This is a genomic window from Pseudoxanthomonas suwonensis (assembly GCF_000972865.1).
In the GTDB taxonomy this organism is placed as follows: domain Bacteria; phylum Pseudomonadota; class Gammaproteobacteria; order Xanthomonadales; family Xanthomonadaceae; genus Pseudoxanthomonas; species Pseudoxanthomonas suwonensis_B.
Genome location: NZ_CP011144.1, coordinates 1,295,082 through 1,321,555, shown reverse-complemented (window position 1 = coordinate 1,321,555; position 26,474 = coordinate 1,295,082). Strand labels below are relative to the sequence as shown.

At 64.8% G+C, this 26,474-nt stretch carries 20 protein-coding genes; 10 read left to right on the top strand and 10 right to left on the bottom strand.

The window, feature by feature from the left end; translation table 11 throughout:
* The first annotated feature begins 922 nt into the window (after positions 1–922).
* The 3 genes from WQ53_RS05605 to WQ53_RS05595 all read left to right on the top strand — a co-directional run bounded on the left by WQ53_RS05605 (position 923) and on the right by WQ53_RS05595 (position 7,055).
* Positions 923–3,280 (top strand): TonB-dependent receptor, encoded by a 2,358-nt coding sequence (locus tag WQ53_RS05605; RefSeq protein ID WP_052631160.1) that lies wholly within the window; start codon positions 923–925, stop codon positions 3,278–3,280.
* An 87-nt stretch (positions 3,281–3,367) separates the two neighbouring features.
* On the top strand, positions 3,368–4,708 hold the full coding sequence (locus tag WQ53_RS05600) for a glycoside hydrolase family 1 protein (protein WP_082112865.1): 1,341 nt from the start codon (positions 3,368–3,370) through the stop codon (positions 4,706–4,708).
* 70 nt (positions 4,709–4,778) lie between these two features.
* Positions 4,779–7,055: a beta-glucosidase gene (locus WQ53_RS05595; RefSeq protein WP_052631159.1), complete on the top strand. Its 2,277-nt coding sequence runs from the start codon at positions 4,779–4,781 to the stop codon at positions 7,053–7,055.
* Between the two features lie 559 nt (positions 7,056–7,614).
* On the opposite strand, the gene WQ53_RS16235 is transcribed toward WQ53_RS05595, so the two are convergent.
* The 3 genes from WQ53_RS16235 to WQ53_RS05585 are packed head-to-tail and all read right to left on the bottom strand — an operon-like array spanning position 7,615 to position 11,683.
* Positions 7,615–8,268 (bottom strand): hypothetical protein, encoded by a 654-nt coding sequence (locus tag WQ53_RS16235; protein ID WP_144409230.1) that lies wholly within the window; start codon positions 8,266–8,268, stop codon positions 7,615–7,617.
* The gene (locus tag WQ53_RS05590) at positions 8,265–11,225 is read right to left on the bottom strand and encodes an HsdM family class I SAM-dependent methyltransferase (protein ID WP_052631158.1); all 2,961 of its coding nucleotides are present in this window, start codon (positions 11,223–11,225) and stop codon (positions 8,265–8,267) included. The genes WQ53_RS16235 and WQ53_RS05590 overlap by 4 nt, the downstream gene beginning before the upstream one ends.
* A complete protein-coding gene (locus tag WQ53_RS05585; RefSeq protein WP_052631157.1) occupies positions 11,222–11,683 on the bottom strand; it encodes a MerR family transcriptional regulator in 462 nt (153 codons plus the stop codon). The genes WQ53_RS05590 and WQ53_RS05585 overlap by 4 nt, the downstream gene beginning before the upstream one ends.
* A 549-nt stretch (positions 11,684–12,232) precedes the next feature.
* Here WQ53_RS05585 and radC point away from each other — a divergent pair.
* Entirely contained in the window at positions 12,233–12,733 is a 501-nt protein-coding gene (gene radC, locus WQ53_RS05580) for a RadC family protein (protein ID WP_052631156.1), read from the top strand.
* Between the two features lie 146 nt (positions 12,734–12,879).
* On the opposite strand, the gene WQ53_RS16230 is transcribed toward radC, so the two are convergent.
* The 4 genes from WQ53_RS16230 to WQ53_RS16215 all read right to left on the bottom strand — a co-directional run bounded on the left by WQ53_RS16230 (position 12,880) and on the right by WQ53_RS16215 (position 16,569).
* Positions 12,880–13,953 (bottom strand): protein kinase domain-containing protein, encoded by a 1,074-nt coding sequence (locus WQ53_RS16230; RefSeq protein WP_082112864.1) that lies wholly within the window; start codon positions 13,951–13,953, stop codon positions 12,880–12,882.
* Positions 13,950–15,008: a serine/threonine-protein kinase gene (locus tag WQ53_RS16225; RefSeq protein ID WP_082112863.1), complete on the bottom strand. Its 1,059-nt coding sequence runs from the start codon at positions 15,006–15,008 to the stop codon at positions 13,950–13,952. The genes WQ53_RS16230 and WQ53_RS16225 overlap by 4 nt, the downstream gene beginning before the upstream one ends.
* A gap of 2 nt (positions 15,009–15,010) precedes the next feature.
* On the bottom strand, positions 15,011–16,120 hold the full coding sequence (locus WQ53_RS16220; protein ID WP_158497811.1) for a PP2C family protein-serine/threonine phosphatase: 1,110 nt from the start codon (positions 16,118–16,120) through the stop codon (positions 15,011–15,013).
* 158 nt (positions 16,121–16,278) lie between these two features.
* Positions 16,279–16,569, bottom strand: a complete 291-nt coding sequence (locus tag WQ53_RS16215) for a helix-turn-helix domain-containing protein (protein ID WP_082112861.1) — start codon at positions 16,567–16,569, stop codon at positions 16,279–16,281.
* 474 nt (positions 16,570–17,043) lie between these two features.
* Between WQ53_RS16215 and WQ53_RS05575 the strand changes: the two genes are divergently transcribed.
* The 5 genes from WQ53_RS05575 (at position 17,044) to WQ53_RS05555 (ending at position 21,562) form a co-directional block, all read left to right on the top strand.
* On the top strand, positions 17,044–17,799 hold the full coding sequence (locus WQ53_RS05575) for a DUF2285 domain-containing protein (protein WP_052631155.1): 756 nt from the start codon (positions 17,044–17,046) through the stop codon (positions 17,797–17,799).
* Positions 17,800–17,990: 191 nt separating this feature from the next.
* Entirely contained in the window at positions 17,991–18,224 is a 234-nt protein-coding gene (locus WQ53_RS05570) for a helix-turn-helix transcriptional regulator (RefSeq protein WP_428992271.1), read from the top strand.
* Between the two features lie 12 nt (positions 18,225–18,236).
* Complete coding sequence (locus tag WQ53_RS05565) at positions 18,237–18,770, top strand: DUF2840 domain-containing protein (protein ID WP_052631153.1); 534 nt, start codon at positions 18,237–18,239, stop codon at positions 18,768–18,770.
* The gene (traF, locus tag WQ53_RS05560; protein ID WP_052631152.1) at positions 18,767–19,282 is read left to right on the top strand and encodes a conjugative transfer signal peptidase TraF; all 516 of its coding nucleotides are present in this window, start codon (positions 18,767–18,769) and stop codon (positions 19,280–19,282) included. Before WQ53_RS05565 ends, traF begins: the two co-directional genes overlap by 4 nt.
* Positions 19,283–19,624: 342 nt before the next feature.
* A complete protein-coding gene (locus WQ53_RS05555) occupies positions 19,625–21,562 on the top strand; it encodes a relaxase/mobilization nuclease and DUF3363 domain-containing protein (RefSeq protein WP_052631151.1) in 1,938 nt (645 codons plus the stop codon).
* A 115-nt stretch (positions 21,563–21,677) separates the two neighbouring features.
* On the opposite strand, the gene WQ53_RS16615 is transcribed toward WQ53_RS05555, so the two are convergent.
* The 3 genes from WQ53_RS16615 to WQ53_RS05545 are packed head-to-tail and all read right to left on the bottom strand — an operon-like array spanning position 21,678 to position 23,590.
* Positions 21,678–21,959, bottom strand: a complete 282-nt coding sequence (locus WQ53_RS16615) for a hypothetical protein (RefSeq protein WP_144409229.1) — start codon at positions 21,957–21,959, stop codon at positions 21,678–21,680.
* 56 nt (positions 21,960–22,015) lie between these two features.
* Positions 22,016–23,005 (bottom strand): FecR family protein, encoded by a 990-nt coding sequence (locus WQ53_RS05550; RefSeq protein ID WP_052631150.1) that lies wholly within the window; start codon positions 23,003–23,005, stop codon positions 22,016–22,018.
* Positions 23,006–23,014: 9 nt separating this feature from the next.
* Positions 23,015–23,590: an RNA polymerase sigma factor gene (locus WQ53_RS05545; RefSeq protein ID WP_052631149.1), complete on the bottom strand. Its 576-nt coding sequence runs from the start codon at positions 23,588–23,590 to the stop codon at positions 23,015–23,017.
* A gap of 236 nt (positions 23,591–23,826) precedes the next feature.
* On the opposite strand from WQ53_RS05545, the gene WQ53_RS16210 reads away from it, so the two are divergent.
* Positions 23,827–26,460: a TonB-dependent receptor gene (locus WQ53_RS16210; protein ID WP_082112859.1), complete on the top strand. Its 2,634-nt coding sequence runs from the start codon at positions 23,827–23,829 to the stop codon at positions 26,458–26,460.
* Positions 26,461–26,474: the final 14 nt, after the last annotated feature.

Sequence of the window (26,474 nt, the reverse complement as noted above, 5' to 3'; positions counted from 1 at the left end):
GCGACGGCTGCGTCGCGCCCGGCACGCCAATCTCTCCCCGGTTCAGCAAGCGGCTGGCACCAGGCGGTCCCGCATGCGCCGGCACCTGCAAGGCAGAAGCCTCGCTTCGGAAGGGTCCGCCATGCCCTGGGGGTCTGGCCCATCGCTCCGCTGCGGCGTCCTGCCTCCGAGTCGCGACCGCAGCACATCCCTGTGCTGCTTGCGCCAGACCCCCTGGGCACGACGGCCTCGGGAGCTTTGAGGTTGTGGCTCCGATCGGAGGTGCAACAGCAAAGGCACCCCTCCCCGGCCCGGCCCTTCGCCTGCGGCGAAAGGGAGGGGGAAAACCTGCGGCGGGGCTGCCTTCTGTAGGAGCGGGCATGACCGCGACACGGGCGTCGGAATCAGGAGGGCGTCGCCTGTGCCAACGGCGTCGCGTCGCGGTCATGCCCGCTCCTACAAAAGCCCAGGCTTGCGGCTGTCGGCTGTAAACGGAGCCACGACGCCAAAGCTCCCGAAGACGTGGCGGAGTATTGCGGCAGCGGCCAGGGATGTCCGCGTCGGCGAGTCGGCACAGGGATGTGCCGTCGAGACGACCCCAATACTCCCGGCCCGCCGCGGCTCAGACCGAAGTCGACCACGCCCGACGCTCTTGCCGTTGCTGTTGCCGTCGGCGGTCGCGGTCACCTGCGCAGTGCGCTGCCAGCTCATCCCCCGTCGCGAAGAAAAAAAAACCGCCGCAATGCTGCGGCGCACCACTCTGGAAGGGCGCAACTGTCTGACGCACAAGGAAAAACAAAAAACAGTCAGTGTTGACTACAAATAACAATCATGGTTGACTGCAAATCGAGCCGTCGCGGTTCGAGCACGCGGCCGGAACGACGAGCGCGCCAACGGCGCGGCACCACCGGTGCCATGCCGGTCAACCATCCGGAGGGGAAAAATGAAGAATGTTCTGGCCCAGGCCGTGCAGGCAGCCCTGCTGGCATCGGTTTGCCTCGCCACGTCCGCGCAAGCGTCCGGGCAGCAGCAAGAGACGGCAGCGGCCGATGCCGGCGCGAGCGACGACGTGGTGAGGCTGGACACGGTCACCGTGACCGCGACCCGGCGCGAGGCGTCGATGCAGCAGGTGCCGATCTCGGTGAGCGCGGTCTCGGCGCAGAAGCTGGCCGGCGCCAACGTCCGCGAGGCCACCGACCTGCAGTACCTGGTGCCGAACCTGACCTTCTCCAGTACCAATCCGGTAGGCAGCGGCGGCGGCTACCAGATCCGCGGCATCGGTACCCAGACCTACGACTCGGGCGTGGAGCAGAGCGTGGGCATGGTGGTGGACGGCGTGGTCATCGGCCTGACGCGCGACCCCGGCCCGGCCGGCTTCGCCGACATCGACCGGGTCGAAGTGCTGCGCGGCCCGCAGGGCACGCTGTTCGGAAAGAACTCCACCGCCGGCGTGATCCAGATCGTCACCCGCGATCCGAGCATGGGCAAGGTGAGCGGGGAGGGCACCGTCATGCTGGGCGAGCGCAACGAGCGCATCGCCCGCGCGGCGCTGAACCTGCCGGCCGGCGACACGTTCGCCGTGCGCCTGGCCGGGTTCTACACCGAGCAGGACGGCGGCATCCCGTTCGAGCTGCAGGACGGCAAGGCGCTGGGCGACCGGCGCAACAGCGGCCTGCGCGCCAAGGCGCTGTGGTGGGCCAGCGACGATCTCTCGGTGCTGCTCTCCGCCGAGCACCAGGACGGCTTCAGCCGCGACGGTTACACCATCCATACCCTGGGCACGCCGGCCGGCCCGACCGACTGGGCGACGATCTTCTACAACGCCCAGTTCGCCGGCTTCGATCCGCGGCCGGGGACGGGCGTGTTCAAGGCGTTCCACAACGCCGACGTGTCCACCGACATGTCCACGGACGCGGCATCGCTCAAGATCGACTACACGATAGGCGCGAGCACGCTGACCTCGATCACCGCCTGGCGGCAGATGCAGCAGGTCCAGTTCTCGGACCTGGACGCCTCGCCGTCCAGCATGTTCGATCACAGCGAGGGCGGGGTGGACGGCAGCCAGTTCACCCAGGAACTGCGGCTGACCTCGCCCTCCGGCGAGCGGGTGGAATACGTGGCCGGGCTCTACTACTACAAGACCGACGTGACCGGCTGGATCAGCCAGTACGGCGACTACTACAACTGGCTCTACTGCAACCTCGGCCAGCCGCAGTGCGGCCTCATGCCGCAGGTCGTGCTCGGCGGCGGGCGCCGCGACCAGGACTCGGGCACGCGCAGCACCGCCGCGTTCGGCGAGGCGACCTGGGCGGTCTCCGATACGCTCAAGCTGTTCGCCGGCGCGCGCTATACCCGGGACCGGGTCACCGGCCGGATGTGGATAACGCCGTTGCCGTTCCCCGTGGTGTCGCTGGGCACCAACCAGCCGTACGACGGCTCGGTCGAGGCCAGCGACGTGTCCGGCCGCGCCGGCCTGCAGTGGCAGCCGACCGACGCGCTGATGGTGTACGCCTCGTATGCACGCGGCTACAAGGGGCCGGCGATCGACGGCAGCAGCGGCGTGGTGCGCGAAGTCAGGCCCGAGCAGGTGGACAGCTTCGAGTTCGGCCTCAAGTCCACCCTGCTGGACGGGGCGATGCTGCTCAACGTGAGCTTCTACCAGTCCGACTTCTACGACTTCCAGGCGCAGGCGCTCGACCTCGATGCGCCGACGCCGGTCTTCTCGCTGACCAATGCCGGCCACATGCGCGCCCGCGGCGTGGAGCTGGAGAGCGACTGGCGGGTCAGCAAGGGCCTGACCTTGGGTTTCAACGCCGTCTACAACGACGCCACCTACCAGGAGTTCCTGGGCGCCTGCTACACCTACCAGCCGGTCTCGCCGACGCCGGGCCCGGGCCTGTGCTTCCTCGACCCGGACACCGGGCTGCAGACCGCCGACTACGCCGGCGATCGCCTGGCCGATGCGCCGCGCCTGAGCTATGGCGTCAACGGCCGCTACGAGCGCGCCGTGGGCCAGGCCCTGAAGTTCGATGCGAGCGCGAACTGGGCCTGGCGCGACGACACCTATGCGATCACCGGCGACGAGAACTCCATGACCGAATCGTTCGGCCTGCTCAACGCCAACGTCGGCATCGGCCGCCAGGACGGGCGCTGGCGCGTGGGCGTGTACGCGCGCAACCTGCTGGACCAGCGCTTCTATGCGCTGTTCCCGGGCGGCACGCTCAACCCGGGCGGCTATTTCCGGGTGACGCCGCCCGACGCGTTCCGTACCGTCGGCGTGACCCTGAGCGCGAAGTTCTGAGTGGCATTGCCGTCCCGGCGATGCGCCGGGGCGGCAAGCGTGCGCGCGGCCTGGCCCGGCGCGCGAAAACAAGGGAGGAGGAACCCGATGCGATACGAACGCCGCGAGGCATTGAAACGGATCGGCGCCGGCCTGGCCGGTGGCGTCCTGGTGGCCGGCGGCATTGCCGGCGCGCGTGCCGCCGGCAGGCCGCCGTCCGTGCCCGGCCGCGGGCAGGGCTTCCTGTGGGGCGTGGCGGGCGCGGCCTACCAGACCGAGGGCGGCAACGTCGCCAGCGACCTGTGGGTGATGGAGCACACCAAGCCGAGCATCTTCAAGGACCCGTCGGGCGATGCGGTGGACAGCTACCACCGCGTGTTCGACGACATCGCCCTCACCGCTTCGCTGGGTTTCAACACCTACCGGTTCTCGATCGAGTGGTCGCGGATCGAGCCCGAGCGCGGCCAGGTGTCGCGCGCCGCGCTGGCCTACTACCGGCGCGTGCTGGAAGCCATCCGTGCACACGGCATGCTGCCGATGGTCACTTTCGTGCACTTCACCTCGCCGCGCTGGTTCGCCGCCGCCGGCGGCTTCGAGACGCGCGAGGGCATCGCGCCCTACGTGGATTACTGCCGCCTGCTGACCCGCGAGCTGGGCGACCTGATCGGCATGGCCACCACCTTCAACGAGCCCAACCTGGGCGCGTTGCTGGCCTGGTCGCCGGCGATCCGGCCGCTGCGCCCGCTGATTGCCGGCGCGCGCCAGCTGGCGGCCAAGGCGATCGGCGCCGAGCAGTTCGCACCGCCGATGCTGGGCAGCGCCCAGGTCCAGCAGCCGATCATGATCGAGGCGCACGACGAGGCCTGCGCGGCGGTGCGCGCCGAATCCGGCGGACGCATCCCCATCGGCGTGACCCTGGCGCTCAACGAGGAGCGCGGCGATCCGCGCAACATCGCGCGCAAGCACTCCACGGCGATGCTGCCGTGGCTGCAGGCCGACGGGGACTGGGTCGGCGTGCAGAACTACACCTGGACCGAGGTCGGCGAGGACACCGACCTGCCGCTGCCCGCCGACGTGGAGATGACCCAGATGGGTTATCCCTACGCGCCCGAATCGCTGGCCGCGGTGGTGCGCACGGTCGCAGCGCACTGGAACAAGCCGATCTACGTCACCGAGAACGGCGTGTCCAGCGAGGACGACAGCCGCCGGGTGGCGTTCATCGACCGCGCGCTGGAGGGCCTGGCCGGGTGCCTGCGCGACGGCATCGACCTGCGCGGCTACGTGCACTGGTCGCTGCTGGACAACTGGGAATGGGTGCACGGCTTCGGCCCGCGCTTCGGGCTGGTGGCGGTGGACCGTTCCACCTTCGCGCGCACGCCCAAGCCCAGCGCGGCGCACCTGGGGCGCATCGCGCGCGCCGGCTGGGCGGCCCGTGGAATCGCTCGATGAGGCCGTGCCGCCCCGCGCGCAGCGGCGCCGGCGGCAATACCCCTGGACAGATGAAGGAAGGACGCAACACATGAGCAAGACCGTCAAGCAGATCCTGGGTGGCGCCCTGGTGGCCGGGGCCCTGGGCGCCTGCAGCCTCGCCGGCGCCGCGACCGCGGACACCGCGGCCCAGGCGTTCCCCTGGAGCGATCGCCGGCTGCCGGCGGACGAACGCGCACGCCTGCTGGTCGAGGCGATGACGCTGGACGAGCAGATCTCGCTGATGCGCACGCAGCCCGGATTCGGACTGCTCTCGGCCGGCATTCCCCTGCCGCCCACCATCCCCGAGTCGATGCGCAAGGCGACGCCGCCGGGCGCGCTGGGTTCGGCCGGTTTCGTTCCGGCGATCCCGCGGCTGGGCCTGCCCGCGCAGCAGATGTCCGACGCCGGCATGGGCGTGGGCAACCTGGGCGGCATCCTGCGCCGGGGCGACGAAGCCACCGCGCTGCCGGCGACGCTGGCGCTCGCCGCGGCCTTCGATCCGGCGCTGGCGCGTACCGCCGGCGGCATGATCGGCGCCGAGGCACGCGCCAAGGGCTTCAACATCCAGCTCGCCGGCGGCGTGAACCTGACCCGCGAGCCGCGCAACGGACGCAACTTCGAGTATGCCGGCGAGGATCCGCTGCTGGCCGGTCTGGTGACGGGCGAGCAGATCGCCGGCATCCAGAGCCACCACATGGTGTCCACCACCAAGCACTTCGCGCTTAACGCGCAGGAGACCGGCCGCTTCGTGCACGACGCGCAGATCGACGAGGCGGCGCTGCGCGAGTCCGACCTGCTGGCGTTCAAGATCGCCATCGACCTGGGCCAGCCCGGCTCGGTGATGTGCGCCTACAACCGGATCAACGGCGACTACGCCTGCGAGAACGGCTTCCTGCTCGACCAGGTGCTGCGCCAGGAGTGGAAGTACCCGGGCTGGGTGATGTCCGACTGGGGCGCGGTGCACAGCCTCGCGCCGTCGCTGCAGGCCGGGCTGGATCAGGAGGCGCCGCAGGACCACCCGCACTTCGCCGGCCTGAGGGACGCGGTGGAGCAGGGCGAAGTCCCGGCCGCGCGGGTGGCCGAGTCGGCGCACCGCATCGTGCGCAGCCTGTTCGCGACCGGCGCCGTCGACGATCCGGCGGAGCCGGGCGGCGCCATCGACCGCGATGCGCATGCGGCGATCGCCGAGCAGGTCGCGCTTTCCGGCTCGGTCCTGTTGAAGAACAACGGGGTGCTGCCGCTGTCGGACCAGGTGAAGACGGTGGCGGTGATCGGCGGTTTCGCCGATCGGGGCGTGCTGACCGGCGGTGGCGGCGGATCCTCGTCGGTGCGTCCGTACGGCGGCAGCTTTACCGACACGCGCGGCCTGGAAGGGCTGCGGACGCTGCTTGCGCCGGTCTATGGCACCGCCGACGCCCCGCTGGCCGCGCTGCGCAAGCTCTTGCCCGGCGCGCAGGTCCGGTTCGACGACGGCACCGATCCGGCGCGCGCCGCGGAGCTGGCGGCCGGATCGGACGTGGCCATCGTGTTCGCGGTCCGGTCCGAGACCGAGGGCAAGGATGCCGCGGACTTCAGCCTGCCGCACGGGCAGGACGCACTGATCGCCCAGGTTGCCACCGCGCGCCCCGGCACCGTGGTGGTGCTGCAGACCGGCAATCCCATCGCGATGCCGTGGCTCGACCAGGTGGGCGCCGTGCTGCAGGCCTGGTACCCCGGCCAGCGTGGCGGCACCGCGATCGCCCGGCTGCTGTCCGGCGACGCGTCCCCGGAAGGCCGCCTGCCCATGACCTTCCCGGCCGGCGCGGAGCAGCTGCCGCGTCCGGTGATCCCCGGGTCCGACCAGGCCGGGGTGCAGGAGAACTTCCTCCACAACCAGCAGGCGGACGGCTTCCCGGTGGTGTTCAACGAAGGCAGCGACGTCGGCTACCGCTGGTACGAGCGCACCGGCGCCACCCCGCTGTTCGCCTTCGGCCATGGCCTGACCTACACCACCTTCGACTACGGCCGGCTGAAGGCCAGGGGCGGCAAGCAGCTCAGCGCCACCTTCACCCTGCGCAACACCGGCACGCGCGCGGGCGTGGAAGTGGCCCAGCTCTACGTCGCCCCGCCGGGCCGCACCCATCGCCTGGCCGGCTGGGCGCGGGTGGAGCTGCAGCCGGGCGAATCCAGGCAGATCACCCTCCACGCCGACCCGCGCCTGCTGGCGTCATGGAACCAAGAGTCGGGCTGGCATCGGCCCGCGGGCCGCTACGCGCTGTTCGTCGGGCGGTCCGCCGGCCAGCGCGACCTGGTCGGCAGCGTGCGCCTGGATGAAGCGGGGCCATGAGCAGGCTGCCGCCCATGGCGTGCTGCGGAAGCGTCGCGCGCGGCACGTCCCCGGGCCGGGTCTGAGCGTGCCGCCCGGGCCATTGCACACCGGCGTGCCTAAGGCGTGGCCTCTCCGTTTCCGACCCGATCCCGAGCGGATCGAGCAACGTTTTCAGCCGTCTCTCCCGGAAGGCACCGGCCGCGCCAGAGGTTTCGGCGCGGCTTTTTTTTAGGGCCGCGAGTACGGTTTGCCGGGTTTCTGTCCCGATCGCGCAGCAGGGCGCAGGTGCCGCCGTTCCGCACATCGCATCGGATGTGAGCGCAAGGCATTGCGAGGGGGAAAGTGTCCGCGAGGGAGCGGATGGCGATGGTGGCTATGGGTGCTCTCGAAAAGCAGTTGTAAGTGGATGAAATACAATGGCTTTTGCGACTTCTGCTTCCAGTGTTACCGTCAAAGCTACGGCCAGCTCGCGGGTTCTGAAGCAGAGATCGCCCCAATTGTGCACTTGAATCGTTCGACAGGCCACAATGCGTGGCAGCGTTGCTTAGACGGCAACTGAAGTCAGCGAGAAATCCGTCTAACAATTGAAAAGCGCATGATGCAACGCGATCTGAGACGATGATGGGCGGGAATGTTTGCTGATCCAGGTAGGAGCATCGCACGCATCGGCAAGGGCTAGGTGCTCTGTTTTACGCGATGTGCGCGAGAGATATGCGTTGACGCCGGATACCGCTTCATCGGTTGTCCCCGATATGACGTAGCCGGCCATAAATCCGATTGCATGATTGTAGCCGTACTTGCCAGTGCGAAATCTGTCGATCCCCTCCACGACATACTCTCGGCAGAGATGTGTGTCCGATCCCGAGATACGTTTGCATTCGATAATCGCATGCGGATCGTGCTCTTGCGTACGCACGAAAATTTCAATCAGCATAATGGGTATATCGGTCCGACCATCAGGCAACACTGCCGCCGACGAGCGTGATTCCGTTCCGGGCAGAATGACCATGGTCTTAGCCCACGGAAGACTCCCCGATTTCAGCGTGCTACGCATGCCGTCGCGAAGCCGTTCCGTTATCAGCACTTCGCCCGCGTTGGCATGCGCGTCAGTGGAAGCGACAGCGTGCTTCCAACCCGCGACAAGGGTAAGCAAGATAGCGGCCGTCACCTCGGGCGCCAGCTCAATGAACTCCTTGCCCAAAGGGGCTGGCGCGTCGTAGGGGATCCTCAAGCGCGGCTCCCGGAAAAGCTCTCTGCCACGACCGCATCCGCATCCTCCAGGGCAACAATCTTCATCCAATAGCGCTTGGCAGCCGGCTTGATGATGACGACCTCATTGCGCCCGTGAATTCTCAGCTCGCGGGTCGCGCTCAACGCCGTTGCGATCCTGACGTTCATGCGCTTACTGATGCGGGCGAGAACGTCTTCAAGGCCGCCGTCTGCCTGGACAGTTTGGATGGTGGCGGTGCCGGAACCGTCGTCGAGGACAAAGCGTACGACCTTGAGAGCCGAGTGCTGCGACAGGTTGAGAACTTCCGCACGTATATGACGCTTGTTGCGGGCCGACAACCAACCACCGATAACGTCCATGAAGGTGTTTGCATAGTCGAACAGTTCGGCGGGATTCACGTTGGCAACGGAGTCTTCCCGGCCCGCCTGCCATTGCCATCCAGCGCGGTACAGCCCGTCGAGTACGACAACACGATCCGTGTCGTCGATTCCGTACAGATCGAACACCGCGTCATCAAGGTTCTGCCAATCGGCTTCGGCAGGATCGGCCCGCTGGAGCTTACTGCCGATCTTCAAAAGCTTCTTGCCGGCATCCGACTTGACGGCATCCCTTAGCGCAGGCGCGGGCATGAGCGACACGTCGTGTCGCAGTAAACGTCGCTTCCAAATCCCGAACTCCGAGGCGGACATCAGGAAGAACCATGATGCCAGCGAAGACGAAAGGATCGCCGCAAGCAGATGAGCGATGCGCGGGTCGGCCGCTGGCATAGCAGCGCCGAAATAGGCATTGGTATAGACCAGATCACGATCCGCAACAGCGACGATCGGTCTGGGTCCTGCACTCAGGGTCTCCTTGATAATCAGGATCGGAGCGCGGTAGATGTCTCGGGAGCGAGGCCATTGCGCCTTCGTCTGCCGAAACAGGGGCAACACAGCGGGGATCCGGAATGGCTCGATGTCGTCGGCTTCCAAAAGCTCCAGGCCTTTGAGGTGGCGCCCGTCGCGAGTCTGGTTCTTGGGCAATCCACGAATCAGCCCGACGTTAAGTTCCGAATCAATCGACTCGAACTGGACTCCGAGCGTGGAGTAGGCCGATGAGAGCGCGTCGAGCAGCGCGATGTCGCGCCGACGGCCTATGGCCGCGGCTTTCAGCTTGGTTGGCTGCGCTTCGATATCCGCCAGTGACAATCTGATGATATCGCTGGGCGAGACTTCAAAAGTATGGCTCTTTGAGCCACTGGCGGCCCAAGGTATCTGGACCACCGTTACTTGATCCGCACGCTGTGGGCGGTGCCTGGCGAAGAGAACAACTGCCGGCATCGTGGCCGTTGCGAACAACCAGCTGCACAGGTTTGACAAGTTGACGAGCGTAATGGGGGCGAGCGAGCGCATGACATGGAGCGCCGCGGCCATACCGGTGCCGCTTCGGCTGAAGAACGGAAGCGCACTCAGGATCACGCCGAAGCGGGTTTTCTCGTGTGAGAACTCGATGGCCCGCAATACGAAATCCAGCCCTTCTCCACGTGGCTGGGCCGGGATGCCGGCGACGCGTGTCTTGCGTCTAGCCTCGGTACCGGCATGGCCTTTGAAGCTCCAAGGGGGATTCCCAACGATCAGATCGAATCGCTTGAGATCGCCATCTAGGCTGGTAAAGAGGGTGCCGCCGCTCTCGTATTCCACCGTGCGCGCATCCGCAACGAACAGCGTTCTGCCGATGAGCGGCTGGAACTTCAATGCACGTGGCGGCCGCGGATCGGGGTCGAGCTCCAACGCCGCCAAGTAAAGGCTGAATGCTGCCACGCGGACGGCAGCCTCACTGATGTCTACGCCGTAAACCTGCTCGTAGAGTGTCGATCGGACCATCTCCCTGGTAGGCGGCTTGTCGGCCGCGCGCAGATGCACCAGCCTTCGCAGCGCTTCGACCAGGAACACGCCAGAGCCGCAGGTGAGATCGAGCACTGTTTCCTCGCCTGTCAGATCCTGCATCACCTCGTCCAACACCAGTGATACCACCGAGAGGCGTGTGTAGTGAACTCCATTACTGAGAGCGGCATTGGATCGACGCGAGCCACCGTCGGCCCCGGAATGCGCGAACTGTTCGTATATCGAGCTGATGAGTTCAACGGGGATGACATCGAACTGATACGGGAACAGACTTGTCTGTCTGCTATCCGGGTCGACAGCTTCCAGAAACTCGGCAACGCGAACCAGATGCCGCTTCGCAGGGGTGTTCCGGATTGAAGACGGCGGGAACATGTCGCCATTGAATGTTTGACTCAGCCAATTGAATAGCAGGCCGGTTGCATCCCGGTCGCGCAGGATGTCGGGAAACGATGTGTGTCCGCCAAGCTTCTTGAGCTTGCTGGTCGTGACGATGCCGCGATCAATCAGATACTGAGTGAAGACCACACGGCCGATCAGCGCTTGCGCCGCATCGCGCCCGAGATCGGCCTCGACCAGGTCGCGTTCGAGCGCGGCCAGATCCGACAGCAGTTTTTGATCGACGCTGGTCTTGCGATCGACTTTGGAGGCCTGTGTCCAGAATTGCCCGGTTTCGATCGCCAAGCGGCCGGCCAATGCTTCCAACTCGGCCAAGGATGCATCAACGTTCTCAAACGTCCGGATCAGATGCTTCTGGGCATCGCCTTCCCGCTGCGGCACTCCGAATCCGTTGTAGAGATCGATGCGCTCAGGGGAGATGACCCAGAGCAGCGGTGCGAATCCCTCGTTCCAGATTTCTCGGCGCCATTGACTGACGAGTTCGTCCTGCGGCAGTTTCTCTTCAAACTTGAAGTAGACGGTCAGGGACGACGGACTACGCCAGGAAGCATCGGGTGCGAAGTCCTTGCCCCGGCGCTGGGCACGCGCATCTTCGCCCAGATGCAAGCCGGGCGCCGGCTGGCCATCCGGGTAATAGCCAGTCGCTTCCAACACTTGTTCAAGTGTTGTGATGCTCACGACCGACTCCGGATGATCTTGGGCGGAAACGGCAGCGCGGTCTGTGTCGTGTTCGGCAAAGCGGGCAACATGCTCTGCTGGATGCGCGACACTAGCGGCTTTAACGGCACCATCAAGGCGCTGTGTTCGCCGGCGATGATTTTCGTCTCTAGGGCAGCCTTGTCCGCAGTGACGACTGCAACGGTTTCTTGGAAAGCCGAAGCATTGCCGCTCATCAGAAGACGAAAAAGCGCATCGACCCCGCCGCTGACGGTAGCGATGTGGACACCCAGAGTCTTCACCAATTCATTGGTGGCGGCTAAGCCCACCAATTCAGGGAAGGAGTACCGCGCCGCCTTGCCGGTCTTGGCGGACAGGTACGGGACGACCTTGCGCCAGTGCCGGACGGTTTCAGGCGTAACGCCGGTGAGCGTGCGCGCCTGTTCCTGCGTGAATTGGATGGATACGACCCCGGCCATTTCTGTTGTCGACAACAGGAAACGCAGGGATTGTGACGGGTGCAGACGGAGCTGGCAAGCGGGGCCGTCTCTGCCGGTCAAGGAGTCTGCAGGGCGATCCTTTGCCTGTCCCGATGCCGTGTGTGCGGTCGATGCCACGAAGGTTTCACGAGAGGGTAGATCGCTAAGGGGACTCTGCCGTCGTCTCCCCCATTGCGACTGGCTAGGGGCCGGGGCAGTACGAGTGGTAGATGTGGTAGTGGATTGGACGCATCCGGCGTTACCGCCGTCGGGCTCGCGGGCTGTGCCCCGCGCCTCTGGCGAGTCGCGGCCGGGCGGCGCTGATCCCTGATGCCTCCGGCCCGTGTGGGCCTGCGCGCTCCGCTTGCGCATCGGTGGGTGGAGGAGGGCGGTCTTGCGATCCGGCCAGTGTGTCACGCCGTTCTTGCCGTCAAGGGCGGCGCATGCCGTGCATGCTTGCGGCCTGCGGCCGTCTGCGCCCCTTGACCGCTGCGCTGCGGCGTGCGGGGGCCGGAGCCGGGCAATCCCGCCCGGTACCGGAGTAAGCTCATGTCGTCTTCTTCCTTCGATTCCTCGCTGTTCATCCGCGACAAGCGTCGGCGTTATCGTCCGGCGAGCGCGGAGCAGATCATCGAGGCCGCCAGGCTCGTGGTCGACCAGCGCATGCAGCGCGGAATGTCGTTCGTGGATCCGTCGGCCGCATGCGGCTTCTTCCGCGACAAGCTCGCGGGGCTGGAGCGCGAGGTGTTCGCGGCCGTGTTTCTCGACACGCGGCACCGGCTGATCGACTACGCCGAACTGTTTTACGGCACGATCGACGGCGCCGAGGTGCATCCGCGGGTCGTGGTTCGCGAAGCGCTGATGAACAATTCGGCCGCTGTCATCGCGGCGCACAATCATCCCAGCGGCAATCCCGAACCAAGTGCGGCCGACCGCGCCGTGACGGTGCAGCTGAAACAGGCGCTGGCATTGGTCGACGTGCGGCTGCTGGACCACATCGTCGTGGCCGGACACCAGACGGTGTCGTTGGCGGCGCGCGGTTGGGTCTGAACGGATAAGTCCCAAGGGAGAGGCGCGAGCCCTCTCCCTTTTTTGTTGCGTCCTGGCAAGGGAGATTCGAGGCGGTTGGGGACTCTCTTCGGATCGGGCACCCGGCTTCTATGGCATGAATCTAGTCATTGGAGCGGTGCCCTAGCCTAGGGGTCTACTTTGACCATCGGGTAGGCACGTGGCGCTCCTCCTCCCGGGTAGCTGGAGAACATTACTTTGTCTCCCACCTTGGGACGATCTGGCCCGTAAAAGCTCTCAATATGAAAGAAGACATCGCCGCCGTCTGAGCTGATGAATCCATACTTGTTGTACTCCACACGGCGGATGGTCCCAAAGAATCGGGGCGCCAAGTTGTAACAGAGGGTTCCACACTGCTCTACTAATTCGTCAGCCTGAGGACGCTCGTCTGGTTCGCGTTTCATGCATGACAAGGATAGCTCCAGCACCTGTTTCGCGAGTGCAGCGAACTGAGGATTGTCCGTTAGGAATCGTGGCGGTGGAGAGATCTCGCCAGCCGTAATCTTCCTTACGGCGCGAAGTCCGGATCCAAAAGGCGTCTCACCAGTAAGCATGTGGTACATCATCGCGCCCAGAGACCATATATCGGCGGACGTCGTAACTTCCTTCGGCGTTTCTATAGCCTCCGGCGCCATGTATGGAAGCGCACCGACTGCCGTCTGTGACATCGACATTGTGTTCGGGCCGCCCTCCGCCGCCTCTTCAAGTTCCTCTTTGGCGAGTTTGGCGATCCCGAAGTCGGTCACCTTGACTTCATGCATGTCATAACCGCCAGAGACCATCACATTTGACGGCTTGAGGTCGCGATGCACTACATCGACATGATGGGCAGCAGCTACCCCCTTAGCAAGATGATGAAACACTCTGGCCGCGAGATAGGGGTCCAAGAACTTGGTGCGTTTCAGCAATGCGTGCGAGAGGTCTTCCCCTGCGATCAATTCTTCAATGAGATAGCGCGCCTCGCCCTCCCTTACATAGTCGAGCGTTTTTGCCACGTTTGGATGATTGACCTTTGCTGCCACAATCGCACTGCGCCTAAATCGTTTCACAGCAGAGTTGTTCTTCGGGGTTTTCAGTGCTACATGCCGACCAGTAAGCGTGTCCTTGGCTAGATAGACATACTGCATACCGCCTTCGGCCATGTATTGATCGATTTCATATCGACCTCCGATAAGCTCGCGCGGTTTCAGGGGGGCATTCACAAAACAACCTCCGGCGACGCAAGATCGAACGTAACGTAACGGCGACTCGCTCCTTTGTCGGGACCCCCAAGGGCAACAACACAAGAACCAGGAAGTGCCTGTCCCTTTACGGTCTTGCCATAGTTTATGAACACGTCGCCTTGCACATCAGCGACCACAAAGTCCATCCCGTCATAAGCAATCGTGATGCTGCCCATCTCGGAGAGCTTTGCCGAGACCTCTCGATTTGAGGCGTTGAGATACGAAGCTTGCCCTTTGTAAACAACAAGGGCTTGATGTCGATCGAACAAGAGATGTTTCGCAAGGGTTTCTCGAACTTGCTGCATGCTTGGCCGATCAAGCGGTGCAGTGGAAAGGCACGCTTCGATCATGGAAATGATATCGGGTGAGACTCCACCACCAGCAGCATTGAGATAGCCTTCCGGCATTGTCACTGGGGGCTGTTGCCCAAGCTCATTGGGAAGTTTTCGAGCGATCAAGTACGTCGCACAAACCCCGAATGCATACGTGTCGACGGCCGTACTGAATTGCACCTTGGTGCCGTAAAGTTCAGGGGCTGCGAACCACTTTGTGCCGACAAAGCCCATGGTTGATGCTTCGGGGCCATCGTCGCGAGCCAAACCAAAGTCAAAGATCTTGACGATGCCTTCGCTATCAAGCTTCATGTTGTTGAGCTTGATATCCCGATGGATCACACCCGCCTCGTGAATATCGGCGATTCCGGACGCGATTTGCCAAAGTTGCTTGAGAAGAGCCTGCGGCGATGCGGCCTTCGTGCTTTCGTCGAAGAGGTCTGTTCCTTCGATAAACTCTTGAACAATCCCAATGGTGGTGGCGTCAAGTCTCAAAATATCGTAGACCTGCACGACGTGCTTGGATCGGAGCTTCAGAAGTGCTGAGATTTCGTCGACGAGCCGTCTTGCCTCCTCGGAGTCTTGCATCACCTTGACGGCGACCTTTCGCTCCAGGATGTCGTCGGTGCAAGGATAGACAGCGCCCATACCGCCTGACAGCGCCTTGCCTAGAACTGTGTAGCGCCCCCCTAGCTTTGTCATCGTCAACTCTTCTTGTTAGAGAACTCGAGCTGGACTTGGGGGGCTGATCCACTACGAGGTGCTCGCGGTTTACGCTTTTTCGGCTTGCTTTTCCCGCCTTTTTTCTTGGGCGGGACGTCTTCATCCTCGACCACAGGTTGCGTGACGGCGTCGTCCTTTATGGATACTTCGCTCTCGGCCACCTGCGGCCTCTTGGAAACGGCGCCACTCGCCATGACTTGTTGATTGTCGCGGTGTACCAGTGGAATGCGAATTTCGCCGAACGGATCCCAAATATCGAGACAAGCATATGTGGGCGGCGATTCGTAAAGGGCAGAGTCGAGCGAAACGACTGCTGCCGTCGCGTTGTCCGGTCCACCTGCCCAGCGTGCCAGTTCTGTCAGCCTTCGGGCCGCGACCCCAATGTCTGGTGCGTGTCGAACCACCAGCGACATAACGTCCGAATCCGAATCCAAGAAATGGACGCCGTCCGTCGTCAAAATGGCCGTGTCGTCAGTGGAACAAAGCAACTTGGCCACCTCGAACTCAAGCGGGCCTTCCATTCCGATGTATTGGAGGAGCTTTCCTTGTTCGATGTCGGACCCGGCAGGGCGCCCGAGCTGTCCGGCAATTGTGTCATCTGTGGATATCTGAACCAGAGATTCTCCCTTGGATAGGTACAATCGACTATCACCGACGCTTGCCCAATAGGCACCCTCTTTCTCGGTCATAAGCAGGAGCACGAGTGTGGCTCCACCCGCGCCGCCGTAAGCCTTCCGCACGGCTTCATTAGCGCTGTTCATAGCATTGGTCGCCCATTTGGAGGGTGGCTCACCGGAGCTTGCAAGTCGGTGAACAGCATCGAAGACTGCGCTCACAGTTAGAGCGGCGCATTGAGCACCGTCTCTCATTCCACCAATGCCGTCGGACAAAGCCACGACTACGTAGGTATGGCCGAGATCATCACGGCCACGGACCAAGGCAACTCGGTCCTGATTCTCTTTGCGAATTACGCCGACGTCACTGCCAAGTGCTGCGAGCACGGGCAGTACCCTGCGGACGCCGGACGGTGGAACACGCCGTAGCAGCCAGTCTTGCACTTGCAGCAGGAGAGATGCGGGATCGCTGTCCATGTGCGTCATTTGGAATACCTGAAACTCGATAATAGAAGGTCTGTCAATGAATCGGGGAGGCAGAGGTCCAGATTGACCATGTGATTGGCCCTCGTTAGTTCGGCGATTGATGCCAACGTTGGCAGTGTTGGGATGCGGTTCCAGGGTACTTGTCTCGACTATTTCTCATTTTCATCTGTCGAGATGATGATTTCTTGCCGCACTTCTGCAAGAAGGCGATCAACCCGATCTCTCGTACTTCCCGCATATGCCAATGTCAGCAGAGTCAACGGATGGATCCCCATCACCTCACACAGTTCTTCTAGCTTATTCAACGTCGGACTTTTCAGCCCACGCTCCAGCGAACTCATGTAGGTGCGGCTCGACACGTCGGAGAACGCTTCCTGGCTCAGGCCGCGGGCCTTGCGGATAGTCTTAAGCGCCGCCGGCAGGGACGATTTCGCCTTCATTCTGGGAGTCCGCCAAATCCCAGAATCACAACCCCTTGCGTCCTATAGGGCTACAATCTATAGTGTTCAATAGCGGGCAGCCAGAGCAGCCCCGTCCTTGAAGCCGGCCATTGTCCGGTTGTCATGCGCAGCGGCTAACCTGATGCCGAGGTTGTCGCTCGCCCGATCCCGATTAAGACCTTTTGCGCAAGGATCGGCATTGCTGCTGGTCTGATTGAACGGCCGCGCGCAGATTGCATCCGCTCGCGCCGTCTGCTGCGGCACCTTGGCCCTGTCGCATGGCGGCATTCCTGATCCGCAGCCGCGCCTTGCCCCTCGCGGGCCGCCACGTTTCAGAGTCAATCGGCCAGAATCCCGCGCCCTCTACCGGCGGCGGACAGGGGGGATTCGACGCCGTTGCCCGCCCGATCCGGCACCTGCCGGTTCGGCGTGCGGGCGCCAGGCGACCGTCCGCCCATTCGCTTGGAGCCGCGCATGGACGCCGGTGCTGCGTGGCATCCCGTCGCCGCCTACCTCTACGTGCTGCACCTGGACGGCGCGTCGCTGGCATGGGAGTACCTGCGCCGCAATCCAGAGTACCGGCGCGACTGGCACCTGCACCGGCGACGACCGGAGCGGGCGCAGCACTGGGGCCTGCGCCTGCTGGAAGATCCCGACCTCGACGCGCGCGATGCGCTGCCGGACTGGTTCCCCGAACCGCCCGGCACAGTGCATCTCCTGCCCGACGCCGATCCGCCGCCCGGCGCGACGCCGTTCCGGCTCTGGGATTTTCCCGGCGAGAAGCGGCTGCTGCATGACGGCCGACGGCTGCTGCTGACCGTGCGCATGGCCGGCCGCACGCGCAGCTTCGTGCTTTCGCCCGAACTGGAAGACGGCAAGGCGTATGTCTACGCCGTGCGCGCCGGCCCGCAGATGCTGACGCGCTGGCGCAACGCAGAGATGACGCTGGCGGCGCTAGATGCGCTGCACGCGAACGACACGGGTGTCGGCGTGGCTCGTGATCGACCAGGCCGCACGGCGCTGCTGCACCTGCGCACCTTGCAGGCGCTCGACGGCGTGCAGTCCGGCGCATCGCAGCGGAAGGTGGCCGAGGTGCTGTATGGCGCCGAGGTCGTGGCCGAACGCTGGTACAGCGACGGCCAGCTCCGCGCGCATGTGCGGCGCCTGATCGCGCGTGGACGCCGGCTGATGCAGGGCGGCTATCGCCGCCTGCTGCATCCGCGCCGGTAGGGGGACGGCTTCGCTGCCGCTCAGAACGGCCCTGCATCCAACGCCGGCGGCTTCCGAACCTGCATCCACCCCGCGGCGATCGCACTGTCGCCGCCATGAAGCGATGGAGGATACCCATGCGACGCCCTGTTTCACACCCGAGTGGATACGCGCCTGCATGCGCTTCATCGACGGCGCCGCCGATCGAGAAAGTGCCGCGCCGCTACCTCACCAACGACGAAGCCGCCGCGTTCCTGCGGCTGTCGCCGCGCACGCTGGAGAAGCTGCGCGTCATCGGTGGCGGGCCGCGCTTCCGCAAGTTCGGGCGCCGCGTGATGTACGCAGTCGAAGACCTGGTGGCGTGGGCCGATACGCGCACGTTCGAGGCCACGTTCGACCCCGAGTACGCCGCGCGCCGCGCACGCCTTGCGGCGCGTGGGCGCTAGGCAGGCTGCACCGTGAACGCACAGCCGCACGACATTTCCGCACCGCCGCCGCCGCGCGAGAACCGGCCGCAGGCGCTGTCGTCCGACGCGCCGCTGACGCGGGTCGCGCTCGTCCACGTGCCGCGCCTGTTCGTCGTCTCGCTGCGCTTCGGTCGCCCCGTGCGCGAGCTGGCGCTCGACGGCACGCGGCGCATCGCCGCCTTCCTGCCCGGCGCACGCTTCGCGCGACTGCGCTGGGAAGCCGACGACTGGGGGCCGTCGCGCTGGCAGTTGCTGGTGCTGCAGGCCGGCACGCTGCGCGAGCCGCTGCAGCGCATCCACGGCATTGACCCCGGCGTCGGCGTGCTGCTGCGCGCCGAGGGCCCGCGCGAGGTGCGCGCCGTCCTGCCGAAGATCGACGCCATCGCCTCGCTCGGCATCGACCCGGCGGACGCCGCACCCGCGTACTGGCGCCTGCTCGGCGAACGCCTCGCCGCGCGCCATCCGTTGCCCGACTACACCGCCGCGCGGCACGCCGTCTGGCAGTCGGGCAGGACGCTGCAATGACGCCGCGGGCGCGAGCACGGCTCGGCCTCGCGCTGGCATCCGCCTTCGGCGTCGCCGCGCTGGCCGTCGCCGCGTTCGCGACGCCGCGGCTGCGCATCGTCTACAACGCCTCCGACAGCGTGCCGGTCGGCTGGTATCGCGTCGAACCGGCCGCCGCGCTGCGCGCTGGCGACCTGGTGCTGACGCGCCTGCCGGCGGATGTTGCCGAACTCGCCGACCAACGCGGCTACCTGCCGGCGACTGTGCCGCTGCTCAAGCGCATCGGCGCCGTGTCGCCTCAGCAGGTGTGCGTGCGCGGCGGCATCGTCCGCATCGACGGCGTGCCTGCCGCGGTGGCGCTGCGCGCCGACCGCTGGCAGCGCCCGCTGCCGCAGTGGCGGCAGTGCCGGCGCCTCGCGGACGGCGAACTGTTCCTGCTCAGCACCGCGCACCCCGCGTCGTTCGACAGCCGCTACTACGGCCCCGTGCCTGCGGCCGACGTGATCGGCCGGGCGCGGCCGTGGCGACAGTGAACGTGCGGCGGCGCGTGCGTAGCGAACGCGGCGGTCGCGCCGTGCGCAACGTCGCCTGCGGAACGCGCGGCTTGTCGTCGGGAATGCGGTGGTGGTGCGGTCGGGTTGGTCTGGCGAACGGGAGGTTGGCGGTGATGCACAAAAGCGAAAAGCAGGGCAAGGTAAAAGGTCGCGGCACTGTGTTCCGCGAAAAGCGAGTCTGCACACGGGGTCGGCGCGGCACGCGCCTGGAAGCCACCGACGCCGGTTTCGGCACCCCTGCGGCACCGATTGCGGCACGTCGTTACTGTGCAACACGACGGCGAGCGCTGAGTTTGCCTCAGCTCTACCGGAGTCACGGTCATGACCGGCCGCGATGACGATGACTTCCGCCTGCGCCCAAGTCCGCCGCGCGAGCGTCCGAAGACCGAGCCCAAGTTCGTCTCGCAGGTCTTGAAGGAGATCAACAAGGGCGGCAGCGCAGCCGCGCGCAAAGCAGCCATGCGCCCCGGCGCACGCCTCGGCCGCGGCCACGTCGCCGCGCGCTTCACCGGCCGCGGCCTGCCGCCCAACGCACGCCGCGTCATCGTGAAAACGCGGCTCGTGAACCTCGAGAAGGCCGGCGCCCGTTCGACCCCCACCCACTTGCGCTACATCCAGCGCGAGGGCGTCGGCCGCGACGGCGAACCCGGCCGCGCCTACGGCCCGGAGACCGACGACGCCGACCTGACCGCCTTCGAGCAGCGCGGCCGCGGGGATCGCCACCAATTCCGCTTCATCGTCTCCGCCGAGGATGCCGAACAGCTCGGCGACCTGCGCAGCTACACCCGCCAGCTCATGACCCGGATGGAGGCCGATCTCGGCACGCGCCTGGAGTGGGTCGCGGTGGATCACTGGAACACCGACAACCCGCATACTCACATCGTCCTGCGCGGCAAGGACGACACCGGCCGCGACCTCATCATCTCCCGCGACTACATCTCCCACGGCATGCGCGAACGTGCCAGCGAACTGGCGACGCAGTGGCTCGGCCCGCGCAGCGAACGCGAGATCCAGCGGTCGCAGCAGCGGGAGGTGGAGCAGGAGCGCTGGACAGGCCTCGACCGCACCCTGCAACGCGAGGTGGGCCAGGGCGTGATCCGTCTGGAACGGCTCGTCGAACACCCGCAGCGCAGCCCCCTCATCGGCAGGCTGCACCACCTGCAGCGGATGGGCCTCGCGCAGGAAACCACGCCCGGCGAATGGCACCTGCGCGAGGACGCCGAGCCCGTGCTGCGCGCGATGGGCGAGCGCGGAGACATCATTCGCACGATGCAGCACGCCATGCGCGAACTCCCGCGCGAACTGGCGATCCGGACGCCCGACGAGGACGCGCCGCCGATTACTGGCCGGGTCGTTGCCAAGGGGCTGATGAACGAACTTTACGAACGTGGCTACCTCGTCATCGACGGCACCGACGGCAAGGCGCACTACGTCCCGCTGCCGCCGAAGGTCGAGCTGGCGCAGTACCCGGTCGGGGCGGTGGTCGCGACGCACGGCTCAAACCAGCGCGACGTGGACAAGAGCATTGCCGATCTCAGCGTCGACGGCAGGTTCCGCACGGACCATTTCCTGTCCGTCGTGGCGCAGTACCTGGACGGCGAAGACCCGGGCTGGCTCGTCGAGAACCACGTCCGCCGCCTCGAAGCCCTGCGCCGCGCCGGGATCGTCGAGCGCGAGGCCGAAGGCGTCTGGCGCGTCCCGGCGAACCTGCCCGAACTCGGGCGGCAGTACGATCAGAAGCGCGATGGCGGGGTGCCGGTGCGGCTGCACTCACACCTCCCGGTGGAGCGGCAGGTCCGTGCCCTCGGCGCCACCTGGCTGGACAAGCAGCTGGTCGCCGGCGACACCCACTTCGGCGATCACGGATTCTCCGGCGCGGTGCGCACGGCGCTACAGCAGCGCGCCGACTTCCTGGTCGAGCAGGGCTTCGCCGAACGCCGCGGCCAGCGCGTCATCCTCGCGCGCAACCTGCTCGCCACCCTGCGCAACTGTGAACTCGAACGCGCCGCCAACACCGTCGCCACCGAAACCGGCTTGGCGCACCGCCCGGTGGCGAAGGGCGAGCGCGTCATGGGCATCTACGATCGCAGCGTGCAGCTCGCCAGCGGCCGCTACGCCCTGTTGCAGGACGGCCGCCAGTTCAGCCTCGTGCCGTGGCGGCCGGTGATTGAGCAGCGTCTCGGCCAGAGACTCTCGGCAACCATTCGTGGCGGCCGGGTTTCTTGGGAACTGGGCCACAGCCGCGGTCCGTCCCGCTGAAGCATTGCGGATCGCCGCATCCTTCAAGCGACCGAAAGTGTTGCCAGCAGCGAATGCCTGAGTTAGGCCTCGCCGCGAAAATACGCCGTCTAGAATGAATTATTAGCAGACAATTCTAGGCCGCATTGTTGATGTAGCGCAGAACCGGCTCGATCAAAGAACTAGTCCGAGTTGACGGAGACCTTTGCAACGCATCTTGCATGTCTTTGACCTCGTAACGAAGTTTGACAAGTCCGAATGCATCGTCCATGACCGCAAGTTTTTGTGTCTTATCTCCAGAATCGTAAGCGGCACGTTGCTTGGCCTCTGCGGACTCTACGATAGAGGAAATAAGCACTAGCAATTGCTGCTTTTGCTCAAACGTAAGGTTGTCCAGCTCAGTAAAATTTGTGGACATCGTGACCTCGGACGATTGTTAGTTGAATCGCAACACTAGCAGTGCATGCTAACGTGCTATCGACGCCTCAGCACGATCTCGTTTCCGGCCTCGGCCGACTGCACCGGCAGGCTGTGCGACAGCAGCAGCGCCAGCGCCTGCGGGTCGTCGAAGCGGAAGCCCCCGCTGATGCGCAGCTCCGCCACCGCCGGATCGGCGCGCAGCTTCACCGCGGAATAGCGGTTGACCTCGTCGACCAGCCGCGACAGCGGCCAGTCGTCGGCGAACACGTGGCCCTCGGTCCAGGCCCCCGCCACGTCCAGGTTCACGATGGTCGTGGCCCACTCGCCACCGTCGCGCGCGAAACGCAGTTGCTCTCCCGGCTTGAGCCGGGCAGGGGGGCGACGCTCCGCGGCATCCGCTGGCCCCTCCACCACCACGGCCCCTTCCAGCAGCGTGACCGTCGTGGCCGCCGCGTCCAGCCGCACGGTGAAGGCGGTGCCGACCGCGGTGACCTGTCCGCCGTTGGCGGACACCGTGAACGGTCGCTCGGCATCGGGCGTCACTGCGAATCGCGCCTGCCCCGCCGTCAATTCAACGCGCCGCGTGCGCTTGGAGTACCGCACCGCCAGCGTGGTATCCGTGTCCAGCAGCACCGCCGTACCGTCCGGCAGTACCACCTCCCGCTGCTCGCCCACGGCGGTTCCGTACTGCTGCACTTCCGTCGGGCGGTCGTCCAGGAGACGCATCGGCCCCACCAGCACCGCCACGAGTCCGAGCGACGCGGCCATCGCCAGCGGTACCGCCCAGCGCCTCCGCCGCGAGCGCCGCGCCTGCATGCCGTCGCGTTCGGCCTCGCGTAGTGCGGCGGCGATCGCCGGATTGGCCGCGAGCCCCGCCGAGCGCAACCAGGCCCGCTCCATGCCGCGGAACGTCGCCTCGTGCGCCGGGCTCCGCGCCCGCCAGCGCAGGCAGGCCGCGCGCTCCTCCTCGGTGCAGTCGTGCGCGTGCATGCGCACCACCCACTCGCCGGCCTGGCTTGCCATCTCGCTGTCCTCGGCATTCATGCCTGTTCCCTACAACGCATCCGAAGGGTCCTTCGCGAACCTGCGCCAGACGTGTTGGAGCGCATTCGCCAGTTGCTTCTGCACCATGCGCTGGCTGATCCCGCAAAGCCGGGCCACCTCGGCCGTGTCCATGCCGCGCACGCGGGCCAGCAGGTACACCTGCCGGCAGCGCTCGGGCAGCGCCAGCACCGCCTCGGCCAGCATCGCGTCGTACTGCGCGTCGGCCGCCGCCTGCTCCGCGTCCTGCCGCTCGTCCTCGATCTCCACCGCCTCCAGCGGCACGTGCTGGTCGGCCGCGCGCCGGCGCAGCAGGCGCAGCCGGTCGTTGGCCGCGTTGACCGCGATCCGGTACAGCACCGGCTGCCACTCGTCCACCGGTCGCCCGGCGTAGTGGCGGGCAAAGCGGGCCAGCGCCTCCTGCGCCGTATCCTGCGCGTCCTCCTCGCTGTAGCTGCGTGCGCGCAGGAACGCCACCAGCGCCTTCGACTGCGTTCGCAGGAAGGCGTCCAGGCGCCCTTCGTCCGTCGCGGGCGCCGGCGCGGCGACCTCGGGGGCGTAGAGGAAGGTGTCGTGCGCGTTGGCCATGAGCGATGCCGCCCCAGGCGGTGATGTCAACATGATGACACCGCGGGCGCACAGCCGCGACGTTCGCTTTTCACACCGTGGGGCGTTTTAACAAAGATGGCTCCCAAGCACCCTTTGCGCCCTCCGGCCACCTCGTCGGCCTAGACTGGTCCGGCCACGTTCGCCTTTTCCCTCCGGCGTCGTTCAAGGGTAGGACAGGCCCCAGCCGCGGGCCTGCGCCACCACCGAGGGGAACCATGCGCATCGCCACCGCCAAGCACACGCTGTTGTCCGCCGCCGTCGCCTCCTGTTTGTGGATGCTGACATGCCCGTCCACGGCGTTCGCGCAGGCCACCGAGCAAGCCATCACCTGGAATGTTCCGGCTGGGCCGCTGGACCAGGCGCTGCGCCGGGCGATGTCGCAAGGCAGGCTCAGCGTCTCCTACGCACCGGAACTGGTGGCCGGCAAGACCACGCGCGGTGTCAGTGGCGCACACGCGCCGGCTGAGGCACTTCGCCAGCTGCTGGACGGCACAGGCCTGGCGGCCGAAGCGGTCAGTGGCAACGCTTTCGCCTTGCGCCCCGCAGCATCCGGCAACCAAGCGCCAGCGGCGCCTTCTGGCAATACTGAGCAGCGTCGGAGGCCCGAAACAACGCAAACGCTAGAGACGGCGACAGAACTGGAAAGAATGACAGTCACAGGCACGCGCATTCGCGGTGTACAGCCTTCCTCGCCGCTGCTGATGATTTCGCAAGAGGATATGCGGCTTGCTGGTCATCATAACCTCGGCGACGTGATTCGCGCCATTCCACAGAACTTTTCGGGGGGGCAAAATCCCGGCGTGCTGCCAGAAGCGGGCGCGGGACAATCTTCAAACACCAACATTACTGGCGCCTCTAGTCTCAACCTGCGTGGGCTCGGCCCCGACGCGACACTGACGCTCCTCAACGGCGCCCGCCTGCCTTACGACGGGGGGATGCAGGCCACCGACGTTGCGGTGATACCCGTCGCGGCAATCGACCGTTTTGAGGTGCTGCTCGATGGCGCTAGCGCCATTTACGGGTCGGACGCGGTGGGCGGCGTTGCAAATATCATCCTGAAGCGCGACTACGATGGCGCGGAACTGACCGCGCGCTACGGTGAAGCGACGAGTGGCGGATACGAGCAAACGCAAGTGAGCGCCGTTGTCGGAACGGCATGGTCCTCGGGTAGCCTCCTAATCGCTGGAGAGACCTTAAGCAGCAGCGCCGTGCGCGCCGCGCAGCGGGATTACATGAGGCATATTTCCCATCCAGATCAGCACATGATCTATCCCGCAATCTCCCAGGACGGGATTCTGGTTAGTGGATACCAGAATATAGGATCACGAACCGAACTGACGCTGGACGCGTTTTATACGAAAAGGACAATGAGAAACTACTCGATCTGTGCGCCTGCATTTCGGTGCGACACAGATGTGGATCTGAATATTTACGGATTATCCCCCTCGATCCGGATCTCGTTGCCTGCGGACTGGTCGATGCGGATGCATGCGTTTTCCGGAGAAGACGAAGCAAGAACGTTCATGGGCTTGTACTCGCTGTCGACCGGGGCGCTGGTGCAACAAGTCGACGGCGAGTACATAAATCGTACCGATGCGGCAGGCGTCGAGTTCGAGGGGGCGCTATTCAATCTTCTTGGAGGTGAAGCGCGCCTCTCCTTAGGTGGTGGATGGCGAAATTCCGAATACGTGGACCACATGTTGACCGGTGGCTCGATCAAAAGTCGAAACCTGTTCACGGAGATCAACTTGCCCTTGGTCGGCGAGTCAGGAGAAGTTCCATTAGTCCACCGGCTATCCCTCAGTGGTGCGGTTCGCTACGACGACTATGATCGTTTTGGTGGCGCTACTACACCGAAGGTCGGGGCGCTCTGGCAGGTTACGCCGAATGTCGATATCCGGGCTAGCTGGGGAAAAAGCTTTAAAGCGCCAAAATTGCTGGAACAGTTTCAAGAAAGACTAGTGTTTCTCTATGCCGCGGAAACGTTTGGCATCCCTAACGCCGCGAGTTCAGCAACCGTTCTTATGACATCGGGTGGCAATCCTGATCTTGGCCCAGAACGTGCAGAGATAGCTACTGCGGGAATAATGATTCGGCCTGCGTTCTTGCCTGGTGCCTCGGTAGAACTTGGTTGGTTTGATATCGACTACCGCGAGCGCGTAGTAGCACCATTCCCATCATTTGAATCGTTCAGCCAGGCACTAGCCGACCACGCTTACGATAACTTCATCACGCGCGATCCGACAAACGAACAGCAGCAGGTCGCGCTACAGACGGCACGATTTTCTAATCGAACCGGAGGTGTCTACGATCCGGAAAGCGTCATCGCACTATTCGAGAACAACTGGTTCAACGCATCACGGCAGCGAGTGCGAGGCGTGGATCTGGATATGAAGTACGCGACGCCTGCCTACAGCGGGCTTATATCTTTCAATCTTGGTGGAAGTTGGATCACGGATAGCAAGCGTCAGTTGATCGAGGGATTGCCTGAAATTGAAACTGCGGGCGTAGTGTGGTTTCCGCCTCGGTTCAAGGGACGCGCGGGTGGGCATTGGTCGCGAAATGCATTCAGCGCTGGAGTAATCGTGAACTATCTTGGTGGCGTGCGTGATACCCAGATCACGCCCAACTCAAAGGGGAGTTCGATGACCACGCTGGACCTAGTGTTCGACTACGCTGCTGACCCGAATTTCCTAAGCGGCTTCGGCTTGAACCTGTCGATCACAAATGCATTCGACGAATCGCCACCATATATGGTTCCCTTTCAATCTTTTCACGCAAGCTATGACTCAACGAACTACTCCGCGCTTGGCCGTGTCATCAGCCTTGGTATCACGAAACGCTTCTGATCCGAAACAGGCAG